The sequence below is a fragment of the Enterobacter sp. Sphag1F genome, from assembly GCF_014193275.1.
Taxonomy (GTDB): domain Bacteria; phylum Pseudomonadota; class Gammaproteobacteria; order Enterobacterales; family Enterobacteriaceae; genus Pantoea; species Pantoea symbiotica.
Genome location: NZ_JACHZD010000010.1, coordinates 22,919 through 44,143, shown reverse-complemented (window position 1 = coordinate 44,143; position 21,225 = coordinate 22,919). Strand labels below are relative to the sequence as shown.

The 21,225-nt window shown below is 52.4% G+C and carries 20 protein-coding genes; 15 read left to right on the top strand and 5 right to left on the bottom strand.

Annotated elements, in window-relative coordinates; genetic code table 11:
* The first annotated feature begins 56 nt into the window (after positions 1-56).
* On the top strand, positions 57-1,241 hold the full coding sequence (locus FHW71_RS22835) for a nucleoside transporter C-terminal domain-containing protein (RefSeq protein WP_179453169.1): 1,185 nt from the start codon (positions 57-59) through the stop codon (positions 1,239-1,241).
* 31 nt (positions 1,242-1,272) lie between these two features.
* Here FHW71_RS22835 and FHW71_RS22830 read toward each other — a convergent pair whose 3' ends face one another.
* Positions 1,273-1,716, bottom strand: a complete 444-nt coding sequence (locus FHW71_RS22830; RefSeq protein ID WP_179453168.1) for a DUF3574 domain-containing protein — start codon at positions 1,714-1,716, stop codon at positions 1,273-1,275.
* A gap of 156 nt (positions 1,717-1,872) precedes the next feature.
* Here FHW71_RS22830 and FHW71_RS22825 point away from each other — a divergent pair, with 156 nt between their 5' ends.
* Complete coding sequence (locus FHW71_RS22825; RefSeq protein ID WP_061720336.1) at positions 1,873-2,736, top strand: YicC/YloC family endoribonuclease; 864 nt, start codon at positions 1,873-1,875, stop codon at positions 2,734-2,736.
* A 1,066-nt stretch (positions 2,737-3,802) separates the two neighbouring features.
* Here FHW71_RS22825 and FHW71_RS22820 read toward each other — a convergent pair.
* Entirely contained in the window at positions 3,803-4,009 is a 207-nt protein-coding gene (locus tag FHW71_RS22820) for a hypothetical protein (RefSeq protein ID WP_154157457.1), read from the bottom strand.
* Positions 4,010-4,488: 479 nt separating this feature from the next.
* On the opposite strand from FHW71_RS22820, the gene lpxP reads away from it, so the two are divergent.
* The 6 genes from lpxP to FHW71_RS22790 all read left to right on the top strand — a co-directional run bounded on the left by lpxP (position 4,489) and on the right by FHW71_RS22790 (position 10,204).
* Positions 4,489-5,412: a kdo(2)-lipid IV(A) palmitoleoyltransferase gene (gene lpxP, locus FHW71_RS22815; RefSeq protein ID WP_061720540.1), complete on the top strand. Its 924-nt coding sequence runs from the start codon at positions 4,489-4,491 to the stop codon at positions 5,410-5,412.
* 136 nt (positions 5,413-5,548) lie between these two features.
* Positions 5,549-6,988 (top strand): efflux transporter outer membrane subunit, encoded by a 1,440-nt coding sequence (locus FHW71_RS22810; RefSeq protein WP_179453167.1) that lies wholly within the window; start codon positions 5,549-5,551, stop codon positions 6,986-6,988.
* A gap of 145 nt (positions 6,989-7,133) precedes the next feature.
* Entirely contained in the window at positions 7,134-8,276 is a 1,143-nt protein-coding gene (locus FHW71_RS22805; protein ID WP_179453194.1) for an alanine racemase, read from the top strand.
* 111 nt (positions 8,277-8,387) lie between these two features.
* Positions 8,388-8,783: a polyketide cyclase gene (locus tag FHW71_RS22800; protein WP_179453166.1), complete on the top strand. Its 396-nt coding sequence runs from the start codon at positions 8,388-8,390 to the stop codon at positions 8,781-8,783.
* 435 nt (positions 8,784-9,218) lie between these two features.
* Positions 9,219-9,485: a hypothetical protein gene (locus FHW71_RS22795; protein WP_179453165.1), complete on the top strand. Its 267-nt coding sequence runs from the start codon at positions 9,219-9,221 to the stop codon at positions 9,483-9,485.
* Between the two features lie 74 nt (positions 9,486-9,559).
* A complete protein-coding gene (locus FHW71_RS22790) occupies positions 9,560-10,204 on the top strand; it encodes an oligosaccharide flippase family protein (protein WP_179453164.1) in 645 nt (214 codons plus the stop codon).
* Between the two features lie 80 nt (positions 10,205-10,284).
* Here FHW71_RS22790 and FHW71_RS22785 read toward each other — a convergent pair whose 3' ends face one another.
* A complete protein-coding gene (locus FHW71_RS22785) occupies positions 10,285-10,977 on the bottom strand; it encodes a LuxR C-terminal-related transcriptional regulator (protein WP_008109763.1) in 693 nt (230 codons plus the stop codon).
* Between the two features lie 290 nt (positions 10,978-11,267).
* Between FHW71_RS22785 and FHW71_RS22780 the strand changes: the two genes are divergently transcribed.
* Entirely contained in the window at positions 11,268-11,885 is a 618-nt protein-coding gene (locus FHW71_RS22780; RefSeq protein WP_008109765.1) for a trimeric intracellular cation channel family protein, read from the top strand.
* Here the strand turns inward: FHW71_RS22780 and ligB are convergent.
* Positions 11,823-13,568, bottom strand: a complete 1,746-nt coding sequence (ligB, locus tag FHW71_RS22775; protein WP_179453163.1) for an NAD-dependent DNA ligase LigB — start codon at positions 13,566-13,568, stop codon at positions 11,823-11,825. The two genes, FHW71_RS22780 and ligB, sit on opposite strands and share 63 nt — an antisense overlap.
* Positions 13,569-13,808: 240 nt before the next feature.
* Between ligB and gmk the strand changes: the two genes are divergently transcribed.
* Genes gmk through recG form a run of 5 tightly spaced genes read left to right on the top strand, consistent with a single transcriptional unit; the run spans position 13,809 to position 19,671 of the window.
* Positions 13,809-14,432: a guanylate kinase gene (gene gmk / locus FHW71_RS22770; protein WP_008109768.1), complete on the top strand. Its 624-nt coding sequence runs from the start codon at positions 13,809-13,811 to the stop codon at positions 14,430-14,432.
* A 57-nt stretch (positions 14,433-14,489) separates the two neighbouring features.
* Positions 14,490-14,765: a DNA-directed RNA polymerase subunit omega gene (gene rpoZ, locus FHW71_RS22765; RefSeq protein ID WP_007885265.1), complete on the top strand. Its 276-nt coding sequence runs from the start codon at positions 14,490-14,492 to the stop codon at positions 14,763-14,765.
* Between the two features lie 20 nt (positions 14,766-14,785).
* Positions 14,786-16,897, top strand: coding sequence for a bifunctional GTP diphosphokinase/guanosine-3',5'-bis pyrophosphate 3'-pyrophosphohydrolase (gene spoT / locus FHW71_RS22760; RefSeq protein ID WP_179453162.1), 2,112 nt, complete (start codon positions 14,786-14,788; stop codon positions 16,895-16,897).
* Between the two features lie 3 nt (positions 16,898-16,900).
* Positions 16,901-17,596 carry a tRNA (guanosine(18)-2'-O)-methyltransferase TrmH gene (trmH, locus tag FHW71_RS22755; RefSeq protein WP_154157461.1) on the top strand — a complete coding sequence of 232 codons (696 nt, stop codon included), beginning with the start codon at positions 16,901-16,903 and terminating at the stop codon, positions 17,594-17,596.
* Positions 17,593-19,671, top strand: a complete 2,079-nt coding sequence (gene recG, locus FHW71_RS22750) for an ATP-dependent DNA helicase RecG (protein WP_179453161.1) — start codon at positions 17,593-17,595, stop codon at positions 19,669-19,671. The genes trmH and recG overlap by 4 nt, the downstream gene beginning before the upstream one ends.
* On the opposite strand, the gene FHW71_RS22745 is transcribed toward recG, so the two are convergent.
* Complete coding sequence (locus tag FHW71_RS22745) at positions 19,668-20,153, bottom strand: MarR family winged helix-turn-helix transcriptional regulator (RefSeq protein ID WP_179453160.1); 486 nt, start codon at positions 20,151-20,153, stop codon at positions 19,668-19,670. The genes recG and FHW71_RS22745 overlap by 4 nt on opposite strands.
* Positions 20,154-20,223: 70 nt before the next feature.
* Here FHW71_RS22745 and FHW71_RS22740 point away from each other — a divergent pair, with 70 nt between their 5' ends.
* The gene (locus tag FHW71_RS22740) at positions 20,224-21,159 is read left to right on the top strand and encodes a zinc-binding alcohol dehydrogenase family protein (protein WP_179453159.1); all 936 of its coding nucleotides are present in this window, start codon (positions 20,224-20,226) and stop codon (positions 21,157-21,159) included.
* Positions 21,160-21,225: the final 66 nt, after the last annotated feature.

Genomic DNA, 21,225 nt, shown 5'->3' with positions numbered 1-21,225 from the left:
GAAATTCTGTGGTGGCTGTGGCTAAATGCGCGTTTCCTCCCTAAAAAAGATAAATGATGACCGCGATACTCCATTTCCTGCTGGCGCTGGTGGTGATCTTTGCCCTTGCGCTATTGGTCAGCCACGACCGCAAACGCATTCGTCCCCGCTTTATTATTCAGCTGCTGATTGTTGAAGCCGCGCTGGGCTGGTTCTTCCTGCATTCGGCGGGCGGCCAATCGGTGGTCTCTGCGGTGGGCCGCTTCTTCGAAACCTTATTAACCTACGCCGCGCAAGGGACCAACTTTGTCTTCGGTAATATGGCGGATCAGGGATTAGCCTTTATTTTCCTCGGCGTGCTCTGCCCGATTGTGTTTATTTCCGCACTGATCGGCATTTTGCAGCACTGGCGCATTCTGCCGCTGCTGATTCGCGCCGTTGGTACTCTGTTGTCGAAGGTGAATGGCATGGGCAAGCTGGAGTCGTTTAACGCTGTCAGCACCTTGATTCTTGGCCAGTCGGAGAACTTCATCGCTTATAAAGGTATTCTCGCCGATATCTCCGCTCCGCGTATGTACACCATGGCGGCGACGGCGATGTCGACGGTTTCGCTGTCGATTGTTGGCGCGTATATGTCGATGATTGATGCCAAATATGTGGTCGCGGCGCTGCTGCTCAATATGTTCAGCACCTTTATTATCCTCTCGATCATCAATCCAACCCGCCCGGAAAACGAAGAGCAGATTGCGCTGGATAAGCTGCACGAAGATCAGAGCTTCTTTGAGATGCTGGGCGAATACATTCTCGCCGGTTTTAAAGTGGCGATGATCATCATGGCGATGCTGATTGGTTTTATCGCGTTAATTGCGGCGATCAATGCGCTGTTCGCGGCGCTATTTGGCTACAGCTTCCAGCAGCTGCTCGGCTACGTTTTCTATCCGTTTGCATGGCTGGTTGGCATTCCGTCCGCTGATGCCTTGCAGGCGGCGAGTATTATGGCCACCAAACTGGTGGCGAATGAATTTGTCGCGATGATCGAGCTGAAGAAAGTGGCGGCTGAGATGACGCCGCGCGGATTGGGGATTCTGTCAGTGTTCCTGGTTTCGTTCGCTAACTTCGCCTCAATCGGCATCGTTGCCGGTGCGATTAAAGGCCTGAACGAGAAACAGGGCAATGTGGTTTCACGCTTTGGCTGGAAACTGGTGTATGGCTCCACGCTGGTGAGCTTGCTTTCGGCCGCGTTCGCCGGGCTGTTTATCTGATAACGCATGGCGGCTAGATGGCCGCCATTTTTTAAAACGCCACGCACACCAGTGAATCAACTCGCATCACCGATTCCTGCTCAAAGCGCTTTTTATACACATCACGAAGCTTATTGATGCTCTCAGAACTCGCTAAATCCGGATTGTGAATCAGCATCAGCGCTTTGCTGTTTTCCCGCGCCAGCTTGCCGTTCTCGCCCAGCCACTGCCCTTTTGCGTCATATACCGATAAACCGTCTTTGAAACGCGGCGTCACATCGTTATCAACAAACTGCTGCCATTCGCTGCTGCTAACGATGCCACCTTTCGGTTTGTTCATGCCAAACCACAGCGTGGTTTGCATCATCACGTCACCCGAACCGCATACCGCGACTGGCGCAGTGTTGGGCGGGATCTGTTGCGTTGCTGTCGACGGTGCCTGACAGCCAGCGAGCAGTAAGGTTAATAAAGCAGGAAGAGCCAGAGAGCGGAACATCACTTCATCCTTTTAAGCGAACCAGCGCTAAGCATAAGTGTCTGTAGGTAAAAGGGGTAATTTTTTGTTATTCAAGCTTAAGTGCGCTTATGCCTGTTAGCGTCGAGGCTGCCTCGCTATACTTCACCCAACATTTCTGAAAAAGAGAAGACGACTATGATCCGCAGTATGACCGCTTACGCCCGCCGCGAAGCCAAAGGCCACTGGGGCAGCGCCGCCTGGGAAATCCGTTCGGTTAACCAGCGCTATCTGGAAACCTATATCCGCCTACCGGAGCAATTTCGTGGTCTGGAGCCGGTAATCCGCGAGCGCATCCGCAATCGTCTGACGCGCGGTAAAATCGAGTGCAACCTGCGTTATGACGCCGATGCCAGCGCGCAAGGCGAACTGCAGCTGAATGAATCGCTAGCCAAGCAGCTGGTGCAGGCCGCCAACTGGGTGAAGATGCAGAGTGATGAAGGCGCGATTAATCCGCTGGATATTCTGCGCTGGCCGGGCGTGATGTCCGCACAAGAGCAGGATCTTGACGCTATTAACGCTGAATTGCTGGTGGCGCTGGATGGCGCATTGGATGACTTTATCGAAGCGCGTGAAAGCGAAGGTACCGCGCTGAAAGCGATGATTGAACAGCGTCTGGAAGGCGTATCGCACGAAGTCAGCAAAGTGCGCGCGCAGATGCCAGAAGTGATCAAATGGCAGCGCGAGCGTCTGGTGACCAAGCTGGAAGAAGCCGAAGTGCAGCTGGAAAATAATCGCCTCGAGCAAGAGCTGGTAATGATGGCGCAGCGCACCGATGTTTCAGAAGAGCTGGATCGTCTGGATGCGCACGTCAAAGAGACCTACAACATCCTGAAAAAGAAAGAAGCCGTTGGCCGCCGCCTCGACTTTATGATGCAGGAGTTCAACCGCGAATCGAACACGCTGGCTTCGAAATCGATTAACGCCGAGATCACTACATCAGCGATTGAGCTGAAAGTGTTGATTGAGCAGATGCGTGAGCAGATTCAGAATATCGAATAGTTTTTGCTGATGGTCACGGTTGATAATAAAGCCCGCATCGCGGGCTTTATTATTTTGTAAAAAGACAGGTAAGGAAATATTTTAAAACAGTAACAATAAAGACTCACAACTTTGAGAACCGTCTCAAATGCTCACAGCATCCCCACATTAAAATATTGTTTACTTTTAATCGAAAAAAACCTTCCTATAATCGACACATCTTCACGCCTTTTTTATAAAACCAAGACCGTTAACAATGATGCAACGAATGAAAAAATGTGCAGTTACAATGCTTATGATATTTTTTTCGACTTTTTTAGCGACTCTTGTAACGATCGGAATAGCTGAAACAGATATCCTATTTAACTTAATCGAGAAAAATATACCTTATGAAGTAGCCGATAAACTTACTCAATCATTCTGGAGAGCCAGACCAGAACATGCGTATAGTAGAATCCATACCATAATTTGTTTATTTATCTTATTTACCACCAGCGGATTAATCTACTCAACATTAAAAACATGCATCAAAAGATACCGATACAAGGAGATAATTCGCGTTAAGACATTTGCTTTTGAAAGCTTAGTGATTATGATTAAACCTGTATATTTCTTCTTCCTGATGTATCTTTATTTTTACTTTTTACCGCAGAGAATTTTCGATGGTTATATCGATCATGCTTTATTAGGGTTTCTGATAACATCGCTCTTTGCAGTAGCCATCCCTATTGCCATTTACTCGATCACAAAAGTATTCTTAAAATCTCATGTTTTGCAAAAAAATTAACTCATTAAAAATAGATTTTCTAGCTCGCTCTACTTTAATTTAAAACACCTCCACTTAAAAAAGCATTTTTTATTTGATCGTCCTGCTGGACTAATTCGTAGCGACGCTGGTCAATCTGATACTGCTACAACTGTGGGTATTTGATGATGCCGCGCTAGCGGTGAAATCCAGTGTGAGCTGCTGGCTCAAGGCGAGGCTAAGTGGTGTTGCATTGAGCAACTGGCCACGGCTGTTTTTGGTAGGGATTATGTTGGCATTTGAGAAGCGGTAATGCCTTGCAAGGTTTCAACACTACAAAGATTACCCCTCAATAAAACGCGCTGGTTTTGGTGGCAGACAGAGAATCGCCCGATCGTTGTCGGCGTGGCCGATTAAACAAGGTGAATCGCCATCAATAATCTGTCCATGAAAGGTTACACGTCCGTTATCATCGGCGGCCATCGCTGACGCATTAAAGAGTGAGAATCCGATAACTAAAGCTGAAGTTTCAATAATGACTTTCCTCATGCGATCCTTATCAGCCTCACCAGCAACCACATAAAACTATGATTTATAAATGCTTTTTATAATTCTTTTTTTTGTGCGTGAAAAAAACCGAGATCAACCATTAACGAATGCAGGGATTGTCTTAAAGAGTTTAAGCTAGCCTGATTGAGACAAATTTTTAGCCATTAGCGTAAAAATAGTGTCAGCAATGATATAAAAACATTTCTGCCGCGCATTTAAGCGCGCAAACAGCATGAGAAAACTGCACTAAACACTGTGATTAAATCTTTGTTAGAATTGAAAAATATCCATCAGATAGCCATTAACCTGCTAATAGTCGCCTCATCAATGATTTCCTTTAATCTTAAAGATTGTGGAGATCGCGTTTCTTTGACGGCACTATTTGTTAATCTACTGGTCGTAATTAGAACAGTTGTACCGCCAGGAACTCATGGACTCTCTTCTTAGTGCGATACATTTTCTCCCGACATGAAGGCGTTATGACGAAATCCAGGCAGTTCCGCTCCAAACTTCTGCATCCCCGCTATTGGTTTACCTGGTTTGGGCTAGGTGTGCTGTGGCTGCTGGTGCAACTTCCTTACCCCATTTTGATCCGGCTTGGCGCGGGCGCTGGCAAATTGTCGCGTCACTTCCTCAAGCGTCGCGAACGTATCACTCGCCGCAATATCGAGCTGTGCTTCCCCAATATTGATGAAGAGAAGAAAGAAGCGATGATCGCCGGCAACTTCGAATCTCTGGGAATGGCGCTGGCAGAAACCGGCATCGCCTGGTTCTGGTCCGATGCACGCGTACGTCGCTACTTCCAGGTCAGCGGTCTCGAAAACCTGCAGCACGCGCAAAGCCACCAGCGTGGTGTGATGGTTATTGGTGTGCACTTTATGTCGCTGGAGTTGGGCGGCCGCATTACCGGTTTATGCCAGCCAATGATGGCGATGTACCGTCCGCACAATAATCAAGCGATGGAATGGGCACAGACAAAAGGTCGCATGCGTTCGAATAAGGCGATGATCGACCGTCGCGATTTGCGCGGCATGGTGCAGGCGCTGAAAAAAGGCGAAGCGGTGTGGTTCGCGCCGGATCAGGATTACGGCCCTAAAGGCAGCGTGTTTGCCCCGCTATTTGCGGTTAAACAAGCGGCGACCACCAACGGCACCTTTGTGCTTTCTCGTCTGGCGAAACCGGCGATGTTAACCATCGTGCTGATTCGCAATCAGGATAAAAGCGGTTATCAGCTGATCATTCAGCCGGAACTGGAAAATTATCCGTATGAAGATGAGGCCGCCGCCGCTGCTTATATGAATCGTGTCATCGAGAAAGAAATTCTGCGTGCACCCGATCAATATCTGTGGCTGCACCGTCGCTTTAAAACCCGCCCGCCGGGTGAAGCGTCACTTTATATCTAATCTTGATGCAGCAGGTTTTCGCCTGCTGCTCATTTTCTCTACTCACATTTAACAACCATTCTTAACGAAAAACAGGTTTGTCAAAATCTGTCCTGCCTCTTGTAATGGTCGCCTCCTCCTCTCTTTGACCAGAACCATGACACAGCACTTCCATTGCAAATTTCTCGCGCTGGCCGTTGCCACTGCGCTGCTGACCAGTTGTGCCATTTCACACGGCTTACACACCAAAAACACGCTACTCGATGCCAACACTCTGCAAGCCAATCAATCCCTAAAAGATGCGCATTTCAGCGCCGCGAATTGGCCAAAGAGCGAATGGTGGCAAAGCTTTAACGATGCTCAACTCAATCGACTGATTAATGATGCGATGGCTTCCAGCCCGGATTTGCAGGTGGTCAACGCGCAGGCGGATAAAGCCAATGCACAGGTGATTGCCGCCGATGCCGAGCGCTATCCGGATGTCGATCTCAACGCTGGAATTACGCGCTCGCGCGTGGCAAAAGTGGATGATCCGCTGCTGGAGGGCAAAAGCTACAGTACGCTGCGTACCGCCAACGTTGGATTGAGCTACACCTTCGATTTGTGGGGCGGCAAAAAAGATGCCGCTGAAGCCGCGCTGGGGCAAGCACGCGCCAGCGAGCTGGATCGTCAGGCCAGCCAGTTAACCTTAGCCGCAAACGTGACGCGAGCGTGGAATAACCTTAATCTCGCCTGGAATAATGCCGAACTGGCACAGCAGAATCTCGAACGTGCTGTGGGTATCGCCAACATTCAGCAGCAATATGTCAGCGCCGGACTCACTTCCGATTACCAATATAAGCAGGCGATGTCGCAGCAAAAAACGGCGCAAGCCGGAGTGACTGAAGCCAAACAAGATGTCACCGATGCCGGTATTCAGCTTTCGACATTGATTGGTAAAGGCCCGGATTACTGGCACCAGTTAAAACCGGCGCAGATGAATGTGCCGGTCGCCGCCATGCTGCCAAACGCCATTCCGGCTGAACTGCTGGGACGTCGTCCTGATGTGGTGGCCGCGCGCTGGCGCGTTGAAGCGGCATCGAAACAGATTGCCGCCAGCAAAACCGAGTTCTATCCCAACATCAATCTGGTGGCTGAAGCCGGCACCAAATCACTGCTCGGCGATGCCTTCCTCGGCGCGCCAAGTCGTTTCTTTAATGTGGGCCCGAGCCTGTCGTTGCCGATCTTTGACGCGGGCAAACGTCGCGCTGATTTAGCCGAAAGCGATGCCAACTGGGATCTGGCGGTGGCGCAGTACAATAAGCTGCTGATCGGTTCATTAGGTAATATCAGCGATACCATCACGCAGCTGCAGTCGATTCAGGATCAGCTGGCGCAGCAGGAAAGCGCCAACCAGCTGATTCACAGTGCGTGGGATGATTTGCATCGCGAATACGCTGCGGGCCTGCGTCCGTATCTGGATGTATTAACCATTCAAAATCAGCTGATTGAATCCGACCAAAAACTGGTGGCGCTGAAGGCACAGCAGATTAATCTCGCGGTGGTGTTGATTGAGGATTTGGGCGGCGGATTCCAGAGCGGCAGCTCTCAAGTTTGAAAAGGTCGCCATGAATGGCGACCCTACAGTTGTTTGGAAAGGTTTTTGTAGGGTGCACATGAATGTGCAGATTTTGCCGGCTGGCATTCTGCCGTGCGTTGATGAATCATAGTCCGCACTGTGTAATCACCTGCGGACTATTATGATGGAACAGAATATTGAGGCTGGCTGGTTGCGGCCTCTGATTGCCGATCGACTGACGCCTTACCTCGAAATTGACGCCGCGCGCCTGCAGCGTAACCTGCAACAGATGCAGCAAAAAGCCGATGCCGCTGGCGTCGCGCTGCGCCCTCATATCAAAACCCATAAAAGTGTCTGGATTGCTGAGCAACAGCGCATGCTCGGTGCGCGTGGCATTACCGTATCTAAGCCGAGTGAAGGCATCGCTTTTATTCTGGGTGGCGAACGCGATCTGCTGCTGGCTTATCCGATTGTGCATGCCGAAACACTGAAAGAGTTTTTGGCGGTGGCCGCACAACATCAGGCGCGCATTACCTGCATTGCTGATTGCGCCAATGGCGTGGCGGCAATAGCGGCTGCACATCAGCGCCAGCCCGATTGTCAGCTGGCGTTAGCCATCAAAGTGGATATGGGATTACATCGCATCGGCGTTGATCCGCACAGCGATACTGCCATTACGCTGGCGCAGCAGATTCAGGATGCGGGCCTCACTTTTGCCGGACTAGTTTCACATGCTGGTCACGCGTATGGCGCAGGTAACGCCACGGCGATTGCAGAAGTAGCCTTGCAGGAAATCGCACTGATGAAGGATCTTCAACAGCGCCTGATTGCCGCCGGTTTTGCGCACTGCCCGATTTCGGTCGGTTCAACGCCAACGGCATTGGCAGCGCCCGTCGCGCAGGGCAGCGATGAAATCCGTCCCGGCAATTACGCATTGCTCGATCTCACCGCATGGCGTTTGGGTCTCTGCACGCCAGATGCATTGGCGCTGAGCGTGGTGACGCGTGTGGTATCCGTCAATCCGCACTTCGCCATTATTGATGCCGGTTCCAAAATGCTTAGCTCTGACAAAGGCCCGCATGGCACCAATGCCAGCGGATTTGGTATCGCCGTGGATGAGCAAGGCAATCACTATGAAGTGTTGAAGCTGTCGGAAGAGCATGGCTTCCTGCAATACGCTGAACAGGCACCAGCCGTTGGTGCGCTGCTGCGCATCTTCCCTAACCACAGCTGCGCGGTGGTTGCGCAGTCCGATCGCTTTGTGTTGCGCCATGCTGATGGTGCGGGTGAAGAGCAGGATATTCAGGGGCGCGGCAAGTTTATCTGATTACAGCATTTTCACGGAAACCGCTGCTGTCCCACACTTCCATGACCGGGCCGTTTGCAGCCCGGTATCAGCGTGCTTTAATGACTTCTTGTTTGCTCATTAGGAGGTTCCATGCTGCCATCTCAGACAGTCACACTCACGGTTCCACGCAACTGGTTAGATTTGTATGAAACCATCTGGAAACCTGAATGCTTTGCGAAATGGGCGAGCGGGCTGAGCGCAAGTACGCTGACGCAGGAAGGGAACAGCTGGAAAGCCAAAGGCCCCGAGGGAACGGTGAAGATTCGCTTTACCCCACACAATCCGTTTGGCGTGATGGATCACTGGATTGATACCGGAAACGGTAAAGAGATTTATATGCCGATGCGGGTGATTGCTAACGAGCAAGGTGCGGAAGTGGTGATGGTGGTTTACCGTCAACCGTTCATGTCTGACGAGAAGTTTGCCGGGGATGTTGCATGGGTAAAACGCGACCTGGAACAGCTCCTCCATCTGTTAACTCATTAGAATCAATGGATTATGCAGCGCTCGCCTCTTTAACGCATGCTGGAATCAATCAATAAAAATCGGTTACTTTTTTGCTCAGTAGCGTTTAACTGTTTCACTCAAACCTTCTCTTGTTTATCTGTTATTCACCAGTCTGGCTTAAGCATCCTCAGCAGGAAAAGTCCTGGTGAGGATGCGCATGAAAATGCTGAGTCACTCTGATTTATCGAAGTTTTTTCAAATTGCCTCGAACACTTCTTGATTAATCAGCCTGGAATCAAGAAAAGCACTAATAAATAGTAAATCACTCGCCTTATATATTCTGATGCAAATTCTGAAACCATTTATTCCTGCGGTCTATTTATAGGAGTTTTCTGATGGTGTTAATTTAATTAAAACACGGTATAACTCATTCACACACAGCAGTAACCATAATAACAACAGCAGGGAAATAACATGGATCGCTCAACCTATCCTTTGTTATCAGAAAAAGAATTCGTTGAGATTGCCAGGCGGATGCTGGCCGGGGAATATATAAACGAAAAGGGATTTTATAATGATCTTACGGATTTCCTCCGCACAGGAGGAGATACCATTAAGACAACAACACCATTAAGCGCCAGGGGCATCTTAATAAATTCAGAACATCATTTAATTGCGAGCATCTTTACGTGGCAAAACCTGAAAGGAATATCAGGGCTGCGTCAGGACACGCTGCATTAATGTGAGCTGTGCTTTGGCCTGCGGCCAGGGTAAACCCTTAATTGCACTGGTACATGTACCATAATGAGCAGAGTATGACGATAAGAGAAAAAAATCTGGCTAACACTAAATGGTCAATTTTGTCATCGATTAAAATCGTCGGCATTGGTGTTTTACAACTTTCACTTCTGGCACAAATACTCCAGGCAAACGAGTTAGATCTACTCGCCATTGCCATTGTGATGTTATTAATTATTGATACGCTGGCCGATCGCGGATTTGGTAATAGAATTATTAGAAGTAAAAAACTGAATAACAGCGATCTCTCAATATTGTATTGGGGGAATGTATTAAGCGGCCTGGCAATTTTTGCTGCACTGTTTATTGGCAGCGATATTTCCAGTCGTATAATGAATCAGCCCGAAATGGCAATCATGCTGGAGATGATGTCGGTCATATTCATCATTATTCCGCAGGGACAACATTATCGCGCCATATTACAGCGGGAAAACCAATTTTCGCGCATCGCTTTTGCGGAAATAGCATCTGTACTTGTGGGATTAGGCATCACACTGTTTACCGTGTGGCTGACACCTTCAGTGCTGTGCGCCATCTGGGGCTACCTCGCGATGGTATCCATCAGAATGCTGATCTACTGCTACTACGGTCGCTCATGGTTCCAGCCAGAATACCGTTTTAGCCTGAAAAGTTTCGCTAACGTGCGAGCAAAAAACGGATAATAAAAACAAGTCTGTATGGTGGGCTCTGGGCATCTGAAAAGATGCGTTCGCGTGCTGGTTGCCAGCACGCTTTTTTCTTTTTAGGCTTCCAGTAACTCTTCAAGCGAGTAAAAGTTAAGCTCACTTAACTTACCGTTACCCTGCAAGCGCAGCCAACTCACCAACATGCGCAATTCATCAATCACCATAAACAGATCGGCCATATCATTCTTGCTTTTGATCTGCAGCCGCGTCAGTGCATTGAGCTTGTGTGCATTAACCGTTTTATGACTAATTCCTAAGCGAATGCCGATGTGTTCCATGCTGTACCCCCACGCCATCATCAGGAGCACCCGCAATTGCCGGTCGGGCAGAATAATATCCGCGCCTTCTAATAACTGTACCTGGGCATGGGTATTGATGCTGGTAAGCAGGCGGCTGGAAAGCATTTGGCGCGAGGATTTTAAATCCAAAACAGTGAGCGAAGGCAGATAACGACTGAGCGCATGCATCAGCGGTAACAAGCGTCGCGTAAGCACCAGCATTTGCATCGCGGGGAATTGCTGCTGTAAGGCGTAGAGCACCTTTAAAGTCCCTGCGAGGGGCATGTTTTCATGAAAGATACATACCAGTAATCGCGGTTTGAGTTTTTCACACTGAGCTATAACAGTGCTAAGAGACCACAATTCATGTATCTGTCCCGCGCAAGGTAACGTGGACAAAAGACTCTCCAGCCCAAGCGCCGCCAGTTTGTCAGATGAAAAATAGAGAATGTCTTCGTTACGCGTTTTCATGCCTGTCCAATAGTTGCTTCGTCTGATGCCAATGAGTGATAAGCCCGGTTGAGCAGGCAGTAATCACTTACGACACAAAAAGAATGGAACTTAAGAAGACAGTTTCAGGCCCATTCGCATCATTTATACTCATGCGAAATTATCATTAAAAGCGGATGTATCCCGCCAAATAAGCCTGTTAGCATGCACGCCATCAAAAAGGCTAATCCGACGACACCTTATTGAGAAAATCTCAGTGGTCTACACTCTGGGAAATCTTTAGCCTTGCCGCCAATTTATTGGAGTGCTCTATGTTATTAACCGTTCTCTATATTATTGGTATTACAGCCGAAGCCATGACCGGCGCGTTGGCGGCAGGACGTCGTAAAATGGACCTGTTTGGCGTGATTATCATCGCCTCGGTCACCGCCATTGGCGGCGGTTCGGTGCGTGACATTCTGCTGGGCCACTATCCGCTCAGTTGGGTTAAGAACCCGGAATACATCATGATCGTTGCTGCGGCTGCGGTGGTGACCACCTTTGTTGCGCCGCTGATGACGCACCTGCGCAAAGTGTTTCTGGTGCTGGATGCGCTGGGTTTGGTGGTGTTCTCGATTATTGGTGCCCAGGTCGCGCTGGATAGCGGACACGCTTCCATCATCGCCGCCATCGCCGCCGTGATCACTGGCGTGTTTGGCGGCGTGCTGCGCGATATGTTCTGCAACCGCATTCCGCTAGTGTTCCAGAAAGAGCTGTATGCCGGGATCGCTTTCGCCTCAGGTTGGATGTACATCCTGCTGCTGAAAACGCCGCTGGCGCATGAAGCGGTGGTGATCATCACGCTACTGTTCGGCTTCTTCGCCCGCTTACTGGCGCTGCGTTTCCGCCTCGGCTTGCCGATCTTCAACTATCCCCATCCTGAACATTGAGTCAGTGGCAGGAATCTCCTGCTGCTGTAGATAGTGAATCAACTGCTGCAGGTGCGCATCCTGCAGCATCATCACAATCCGCTGCGCCAGCACGCTTCCGATGCCGGGCAACTGCTGCCAGCTTTCCGCCGTTCGCGTCAGCAACTGTGACCACTGCACATCCGGTAAAGCCTGTAACGCTGCGCGCGGCAACGGCAAGCCAAGCGCACTCACCCAGCGCCGCAGCGGCTGCTGCCGCGTCAGGTTAAAGCGGTGCCAGATAAGTTGCGCGCGAACTGGCGTGATGCCATTAGCCTGCGCAATCTGCTCCGGCGTCAGCGTCAGCCAGGAAAAAAGATGAGTGATAGCCCCACTATCCAGCAGGCGCTGCCAGCTGCTGCGCTGTACGCCCGCAATATCGAGTACTGATTTCTGGCTGAGCCAACTGAGGCGAGACAAAAATTGCGCCCGGCAATCAGCGCTAAAGTGCAAACAGGTTAAGCCGTTGAATTCGCTATCCAGTGGCGACGCAGGATAATCGCGCTGCGCCACGCGCCAAATCACCCGCTCTAGTCGCGGAATGCCTAATCCCGCCAGTGTGAGCGTCACCTCATCACCCGCGATCACATCCAATTCACGCCAGCGCCGTAGTGAACCAATGTTTACCCGGCGTACCGTTTTGTCCTCCAGTTGCACCGGTATTAGATTCAGCACCACGGCGATCTTGCCCGTGCGCCCCACATTGAAATCCACTGACAGCACTTCGCTGCTGACTTCCGCCGGTTGATATTTCCACGCTGCAGACCAACTGCCCTGACCGGGTTGCCAGTCGCGCCCTGCACTGACGGGTGACTGATGGATCACCACGCCATCGGTGACAAACGGCAATGATTCATGGAACCAGCGATCGCGCCACACCGCGACTTCCTCTTCATTACTCACCTGACGGCTCCAGCTCTGAGCCAGTCCAAATCCCCATTGTGTGAGTTGCGCCAGACGATCGGGCATCGAATTTGGCCCATCCGGCCACGCCCAGATAAAGATGCCAAGTCGCTCAAGCAGTGGGCTATTGTCGTGACGCATCATCGCCCCCGCTACCTGAGCACGCGCGTTCTTACCGCCGTCTCGCGCCTGTTGATGATCGGTCATTTGCAGAAACAGCTCACCTTGCAGCACCACTTCCTCACGCAAAGTATCCAGCCGCTGCGGAATGGAGGGAATATGTGCGGATTTGGCCAGCCACTCTTCGCCACGCAAACCGTCGCCGCGGCTGATCAATGACGCCAGCTTACCCTGTCGATATACCAAGGTGACGGCGACGCCATCGACTTTCGGCTGCAGCCATAGCGCAGATTTATCCTGCATCCAGTACGCCACCGCCAGCTTGTCGCGCAATTTGCGCACGCCGGTATGCGCCACCGGATGATGCATGCTGCCATCGGTGGAGAGTTGTGCATCGTAGGTAGCTTGCGCCGGCGTGAAACAGCGCTGCCACTGCTGTAATCGCTGTTGCAAACTGTCGTAATCGGCATCGGTCACCAGATTGGTGCCCTGCCGGTAGTACGCGTCATCCCATTGTCGTAGCTGGGTTTGCAGTTGTGCGATTTCCTGCCCCGCGCGCACCGGCGACCAGTTCGGGCAAAGCGCTTCGGCCCAGCAACCGATGCTGAATAAGCAGCATATTAAACTCAGACATCCTTTCATCTTCGCTCTCCTTTTTCGCTATTGGAGAGCGCAGCGCAGCCATTTACCAGCCATGAAAATCGCGCGCTGGAAGCAGATTCCAGAGATTAATTCGCTGTTGCAGCCTGCTACATCAGCCTCTGGCGCGGCTTCACAGAAAAAAGAATTGCCTCAGCCAAGCGGCAAACGCTGCGTGACCACCCCAAGCCGTGTATACTGTGCAGGAAATCGACTCCGCTCTTTACTCAATTCAAGATAACCATGGCTCAAGGCACGCTTTATATAGTTTCCGCCCCCAGTGGCGCGGGTAAATCCAGCCTGATTCAGGCGCTGTTAAAGACACAACCGCTGTACGATACGCAGGTGTCTATTTCTCATACCACCCGTGGCGTGCGTCCCGGTGAAGCTCATGGTGAGCACTACTTTTTCGTCTCTAAGTCCGAATTCGAGACCATGATTGCCACAGACGACTTCCTCGAACATGCGGAAGTGTTTGGCAATTATTACGGTACGTCACGCGCGGCGATTGAGCAGGTGCTGGCGACCGGCGTGGACGTATTCCTGGATATCGACTGGCAAGGTGCGCAGCAAATTCGCCAGAAAATGCCTGCCGCACGCAGCATCTTTGTGCTGCCGCCTTCTACCGAAGAGTTGGATCGTCGCCTGCGTGGCCGCGGTCAGGACAGCGAAGAGGTGATTGCCCGTCGTATGCAACAGGCCGTGGCAGAAATGAGCCATTACGCCGAGTATGACTATTTAATTGTTAATGATGATTTCGATCTGGCGCTGTCAGATCTGAAAACCATTATTCGCGCAGAACGTCTGCGTATGGGTCGCCAAAAATCGCGACATGATGCTTTAATCAGCAAACTATTGGCAGTCTGAATTCACTTTCAGTATTATGCCCAGTCATTTCTTCATCATCTGTGGAGTAGCACACCTATGGCACGCGTAACCGTTCAGGACGCAGTAGAGAAAGTTGGTAACCGTTTTGACCTGGTGTTGGTCGCTGCACGTCGTGCACGTCAGATGCAGGTAGGCGGTAAAGATGCGCTGGTTCCGGAAGAGAACGATAAGCCAACCGTTATCGCCCTGCGCGAAATCGAAGAAGGTCTGATCACTACCCAGATTCTGGATGTCCGTGATCGTCAGGAACAGCATGAGCAGGAAGCCGCTGAGTTACAAGCCGTTACCGCTATCGCTGAAGGTCGTCGTTAACAGCACTTCGCAGGTCGCCCTTGTATCTGTTTGAAAGCCTCAATCAACTGATTGAAAAATACTTGCCTGAGGAGCAAATTAAGCGCCTCAAGCAAGCTTATCTAGTCGCGCGTGATGCCCACGAGGGTCAAACACGCTCCAGCGGCGAGCCTTATATCACCCATCCTGTTGCTGTCGCCTGCATTCTGGCCGAGATGAAACTCGACCATGAAACGCTGATGGCGGCGCTGCTGCATGACGTGATTGAAGATACGCCCGCCACTTACCAGGATATGGAACAGCTGTTTGGTAAAAGCGTTGCCGAACTGGTGGAAGGTGTATCAAAGCTCGATAAGCTGAAGTTCCGCGACAAGAAAGAAGCGCAGGCTGAAAACTTCCGCAAAATGATCATGGCGATGGTGCAGGATATCCGCGTCATCTTGATCAAACTGGCTGACCGCACGCACAACATGCGCACGCTCGGCGCGTTACGTCCGGATAAAAAACGCCGTATCGCGCTGGAAACGCTGGAGATTTACAGTCCTCTGGCGCACCGCCTTGGTATTCATCACCTAAAAACAGAACTGGAAGAGCTCGGCTTTGAAGCGCTCTACCCGAACCGTTTCCGCGTGATTAAAGAGGTGGTGAAAGCGGCGCGCGGTAACCGTAAAGAGATGATTCAGAAGATCCTTGCTGAAATCGACGGTCGCTTACAGGAAGCAGGCATTCCCTGCCGCGTAAGTGGACGCGAAAAACATCTCTATTCGATCTACCGCAAAATGCACCTGAAAGAGCAGCGTTTTCACTCGATCATGGATATCTACGCTTTCCGCGTCATCGTGAAAGATCTGGATACCTGTTATCGCGTGCTCGGACAGATGCACAGCTTGTACAAACCGCGTCCCGGACGCGTCAAAGATTACATCGCCATTCCCAAGGCTAACGGCTATCAATCGCTGCATACTTCAATGATTGGCCCGCACGGCGTGCCGGTTGAAGTGCAGATCCGTACCGAAGATATGGATCAGATGGCAGAAATGGGTGTGGCAGCACACTGGGCGTATAAAGAGAGCGGCGAAGTCAGCGGCACCACCGCGCAGATTCGTGCTCAACGCTGGCTGCAAAGCCTGCTGGAGCTGCAACAAAGCGCCGGTAGCTCATTTGAATTTATCGAAAGCGTGAAATCCGATCTCTTCCCGGATGAGATCTACGTGTTCACGCCGGAAGGCCGCATCGTCGAATTACCTGCTGGCGCCACGCCAGTCGATTTCGCCTATGCAGTGCATACCGATATCGGTCATGCCTGCGTCGGCGCCCGCGTCGATCGCCAGCCTTATCCGCTGTCACAATCGCTGACCAGCGGTCAAACCATTGAAATCATTACCGCGCCGGGCGCTCGCCCGAACGCTGCCTGGCTCAATTTTGTCGTCAGCTCAAAAGCGCGCGCCAAAATCCGTCAGCTGCTGAAAAACCTCAAGCGTGAAGATTCCGTTAACCTTGGTCGTCGTCTGTTGAGCCACGCGCTCGGCGGCAGCAAGAGGCTGGCAGAGATTCCGGTTGAGAACATTCAGCACGAACTTGAGCGCATGAAGCTCACCGCTATCGATGATTTGCTGGCAGAAATCGGCTTAGGCAACGCCATGAGCGTGGTGGTGGCGAAAAACTTGCTGCAGTCCGGCAATGAAGAGCCGCAAAGCAACAGCAAACGCAAAAAGCTGCCGATCAAAGGCGCGGATGGCGTGCTGATTACCTTCGCCAAATGCTGCCGTCCGATTCCTGGCGACCCGATTGTGGCGCACGTCAGTCCCGGCAAAGGTTTGGTGGTGCACCACGAATCCTGCCGGAACATTCGCGGCTACCAAAAAGAACCTGAAAAGTTCATGCCGGTAGAGTGGGATAAAGTGACCGATCAGGAATTTGTCGCTGAGATTAAAGTCGACATGTTCAATCATCAGGGCGCACTGGCGAATCTGACTGCGGCAATCAACACTGCCGGTTCCAATATTCAGAGCCTGAATACCGAAGAGCGTGATGGTCGCGTGTATAGCGCCTTTATCCGCCTCACCGCGAACGATCGCGTCCATCTGGCGAATATTATGCGCAAAATCCGCGTAATGCCGGACGTGATCAAAGTTCACCGCAACCGTAACTAGTCGATGAACGCTCAACGTTTTGCCCGAATTCAGGAGATGCTGGCCCTGCGCCAGCACGATCTCACCGTCTGCATGGAACAGGTGCATAAACCGCATAACGTCTCGGCGGTGATTCGTACCGCCGATGCGGTGGGCATTCATGAAGTGCACGCTGTGTGGCCCAGCGTGCGTATGCGCACTATGGTTGCGGCTTCGGCGGGCAGCAACAGTTGGGTGAAAGTTAAAACGCATCAGCATATTGCAGATGCGGTGCGTCATCTGAAGGATGAAGGCATGCAGGTGCTGGCGACGAATCTGTCGGCCAAAGCGGTAGATTTTCGCGAGATCGATTACACCAAACCGACCTGTATTCTGATGGGTCAGGAAAAAACCGGGATTACTTCTGAAGCGCTGGCGCTGGCCGATCAGGACATCATTGTGCCGATGGTCGGCATGGTGCAGTCGCTCAATGTCTCGGTGGCTTCCGCGCTGATTCTGTATGAAGCGCAACGTCAGCGACAGAATGCCGGCATGTATCAACGCACCTACAGCCTGCTGGATGAAGATGAGCAACAGCGTTTGCTGTTTGAAGGCGGTTATCCGGTGCTGGCGCGCGTCGCCAAACAAAAAAATCTGCCTTATCCGTACATCAATGGCCAGGGCGAAGTGGAAGCCGACGCCGATTGGTGGGCCACCATGCAATCAACAGGTAGAAAATGAAAGGCCGTCTGCTGGATGCCATCCCGCTCAGTACCCTGACCGGCGTCGGCGCCAGTCAGGCGGGCAAGCTGGCCAAACTTGGCCTGTTTACCATTCAGGATTTACTGCTGCATCTGCCACTGCGCTACGAAGACCGTACCCAACTGTATAAAATCAATGACCTGCTGCCGGGCGTTTATGCGACGGTGGAAGGTGAAGTGCTGAGCAGCGAAATCACTTTTGGTCGCCGCCGCATGTTGGTATGCCAGATCAGCGATGGCAGCGGCATGCTGACCATGCGCTTCTTCAATTTCAATGCCGGGATGAAAAACAGCCTGTCGCCGGGCCGTCGCGTTACCGCCTATGGCGAGATTAAACGCGGTCAGCGCGGTGCTGAAATCATTCATCCCGAGTATCGCGTGCAGGGCGAACAAGGCGGCGTTGAGCTGCAGGAAACCCTGACGCCGGTCTATCCCACCACCGAAGGCATTCGTCAGGCGACACTGCGCAATCTCACCGATCAGGCGTTGACGCTGCTGGAGAGTTGCCCGATTGCCGAGCTGCTGCCCTCTGAACTGAGCGGCGGGCTGATTAGCTTGCCGGATGCACTGCGTACGCTGCATCGTCCGCCGCCGGACCTGCGTCTGAGCGAGCTGGAAACCGGCCGCCATCCGGCACAAAAACGCTTAATTCTGGAAGAGCTGCTGGCGCATAACCTCAGCATGCTGGCGGTACGCGCCGGTGCGCAGCGCCATCATGCGTTGCCGATGACGGCGCGCCACGAGCTGGTTGATCAGCTGCTGGCGGCGCTGCCCTTCTCGCCAACTGGTGCGCAAAATCGTGTGGTTGCAGAAATCGAAAAAGATCTGGCCAACGATTTTCCGATGATGCGTTTGGTGCAGGGCGATGTTGGCTCCGGTAAAACGCTGGTGGCCGCACTAGCGGCGCTGAACGTCATCGCGCACGGCAAACAAGTGGCGCTGATGGCGCCGACTGAACTGCTGGCCGAGCAGCATGCCAACAACTTCCGCCAGTGGTTTGCACCGCTGGGAATCGAAGTGGGCTGGCTGGCGGGCAAGCAGAAAGGCAAAGCGCGCGAAGCGCAGCAGGAAGCCATCGCCAGCGGCCAGGTCGCGATGGTGGTTGGCACCCATGCGCTGTTCCAGGAGCAGGTAAAATTCAACGGCATGGCGCTGGTGATCATCGACGAACAGCACCGCTTTGGCGTACATCAGCGCTTAGCCTTGTGGGAAAAAGGTGAGGAACAAGGCTTCCATCCGCATCAGCTGATCATGACCGCCACGCCGATTCCGCGCACGCTGGCAATGACCGCTTACGCCGATCTTGATACCTCCACCATCGACGAATTACCGCCAGGCCGTACGCCGGTCACCACGGTGGCGATTCCCGATAGCCGCCGCAGTGAGATCATCACGCGCGTGCAAAGCGCCTGTCACGAAGGACGTCAGGCTTATTGGGTATGTACACTGATTGAAGAGTCGGAAGTGCTGGAAGCGCAGGCGGCGGAAGCAACCTGGGAAGAGCTTAAAGTGGCGCTGCCCGATTTGCAGGTTGGTCTGGTACACGGCCGCATGAAGCCCGCCGAAAAACAGGCGGTGATGGCGGCGTTTAAGGCCAATGAAATCCAGCTGCTGATCGCCACCACGGTTATCGAAGTGGGCGTGGATGTGCCGAATGCCAGCCTGATGATTATCGAAAACCCGGAACGTCTCGGTTTGGCCCAGCTGCATCAGCTGCGCGGCCGCGTGGGCCGTGGTGCTGTCGCCTCACATTGCGTGTTGTTGTATAAAGCGCCGCTCAGCAAAACCGCGCAGAAGCGTTTGCAGGTGCTGCGCGATAGCAACGACGGCTTCGTGATTGCTCAGCACGATCTGGAGATTCGCGGTCCGGGTGAGATGCTCGGCACACGTCAAACCGGCAACGCCGAGTTTAAAGTGGCTGATTTATTGCGCGATCAGGGCATGATTCCCGAAGTTCAGCGCGTGGCGCGTCATATCCACCAGCACTATCCAGAGCAGGCTCAGGCGCTGATAGAGCGCTGGCTGCCGGAAACCGAGCGCTACAGCAACGCTTAATCCGCCGTTATCGCTTTATCGATAGCCATGAAATCCCCGACAAATTTCTGCAGCAGACGCGCCAGCTCGGCGCGCTCTTCATCCGGCCAGCTGGCAAACAGGTTCTGATAGATCTGCGCACGCGCCGCATCGATCTTGTCGGTCATCGCTTTACCTGCTGCCGTGATCACCGCTTCATTCACTCGTTTGTCTTTGGCATTTTTCTGGCGCTGCGCCAATCCTAGCTCCTCCAGCTTCGCCACCTGCCGACTCACCGTGGTGTAATCGCGCCCGGCACGCTCCGCCAGTTCGACCACGCCAATCGGGCCGAAGCGACCAATTTGAATCAGCAGCGGAAACAGCGCGCGATCGAGCTGAATATGCGACTCTTTTATCAGTAATTCATCACGTTGCGGACGGTTGAAGGTTCCAACAATCATCAGCAGCGCATTATGCAGATCATCGAATGCTGCACTATTATGTGTATTTTGCACACTTTTCATTGACGTCATCCCGAGGCAAGCCTAATGTGTGCATATTACACATAGTTTCCGATTTACTGAAGGTGAAAGCATGAAAGCAGCGATAGTTTCTGCGGCAGGTGAACTGCCCGTTTACGGTGATTTCCCTGAACCGCAGGCTGATGAAAGCCATGTGGTGGTGACAGTAAAAGCCGCCGCCGTCAGCCAGCTAGCGAAAGCACGCGCCGCCGGTACGCATTACAGCGCGGCCGCGCACTATCCCTTTATTACCGGCATTGATGGTACCGGCACGCTGAGCAATGGCGATCCGGTTTACTTCCTCGCCTTTAATGCGCCGTGGGGCAGCATGGCAGAAAGAACCTTAGTGCCCGCCGCAAGCATCGTTTCGTTGCCGGCCACACTGGATCCGGTGCTGGCCGCTGCGCTGGCGAATCCGGGCATGTCATCGTGGGCGGCACTAACCCGACGCGCTCAGCTGCGCGCCGGTGAAACCGTGCTGATCAATGGCGCAACGGGCACGTCGGGCGGTTTAGCGGTGCGCATCGCGCAGCATTTGGGTGCTGGAAAAATTATCGCCACCGGCCGCAATCGCGCCGCGCTGGATCAACTGCGCGCGCAGGGTGCTGACCTCACTTTAACGCTAGATGAATTGCCGGGCGCATTACCGGCATTGATGAAAGAAGGCATTGATGTAGTGCTGGATTATCTCTGGGGCCAGAGCGCGCTCGATATTATGCAGGCCGCCGTAGCAGGCGGAGAAAAAACGGTGCGCTTTGTGCAAATCGGTTCGTTGAGCAGACAGGAGATTACCCTGCACAGCAAACTGCTGCGTTCGTCCGGGCTGATATTAATGGGCAGCGGCCTCGGCAGCGTGTCGGATAAAGAGTTGATCGCCTGCATCGGAGAAATGCTGACGGCCGCCGCCGAGAGCGATTTTTCCATCGCCTTCCAGATGCGACCGCTGAGTGACGTCGCGCTGGCGTGGCAGGAAGATGACAGCCGCTGCCGTACGGTGTTTACGCTCTAGATCAACGGAAGTAAAAAGGGGCATTGCAAACGATTGCTTTCACAACGCAACCGTTTAAAATCGCCC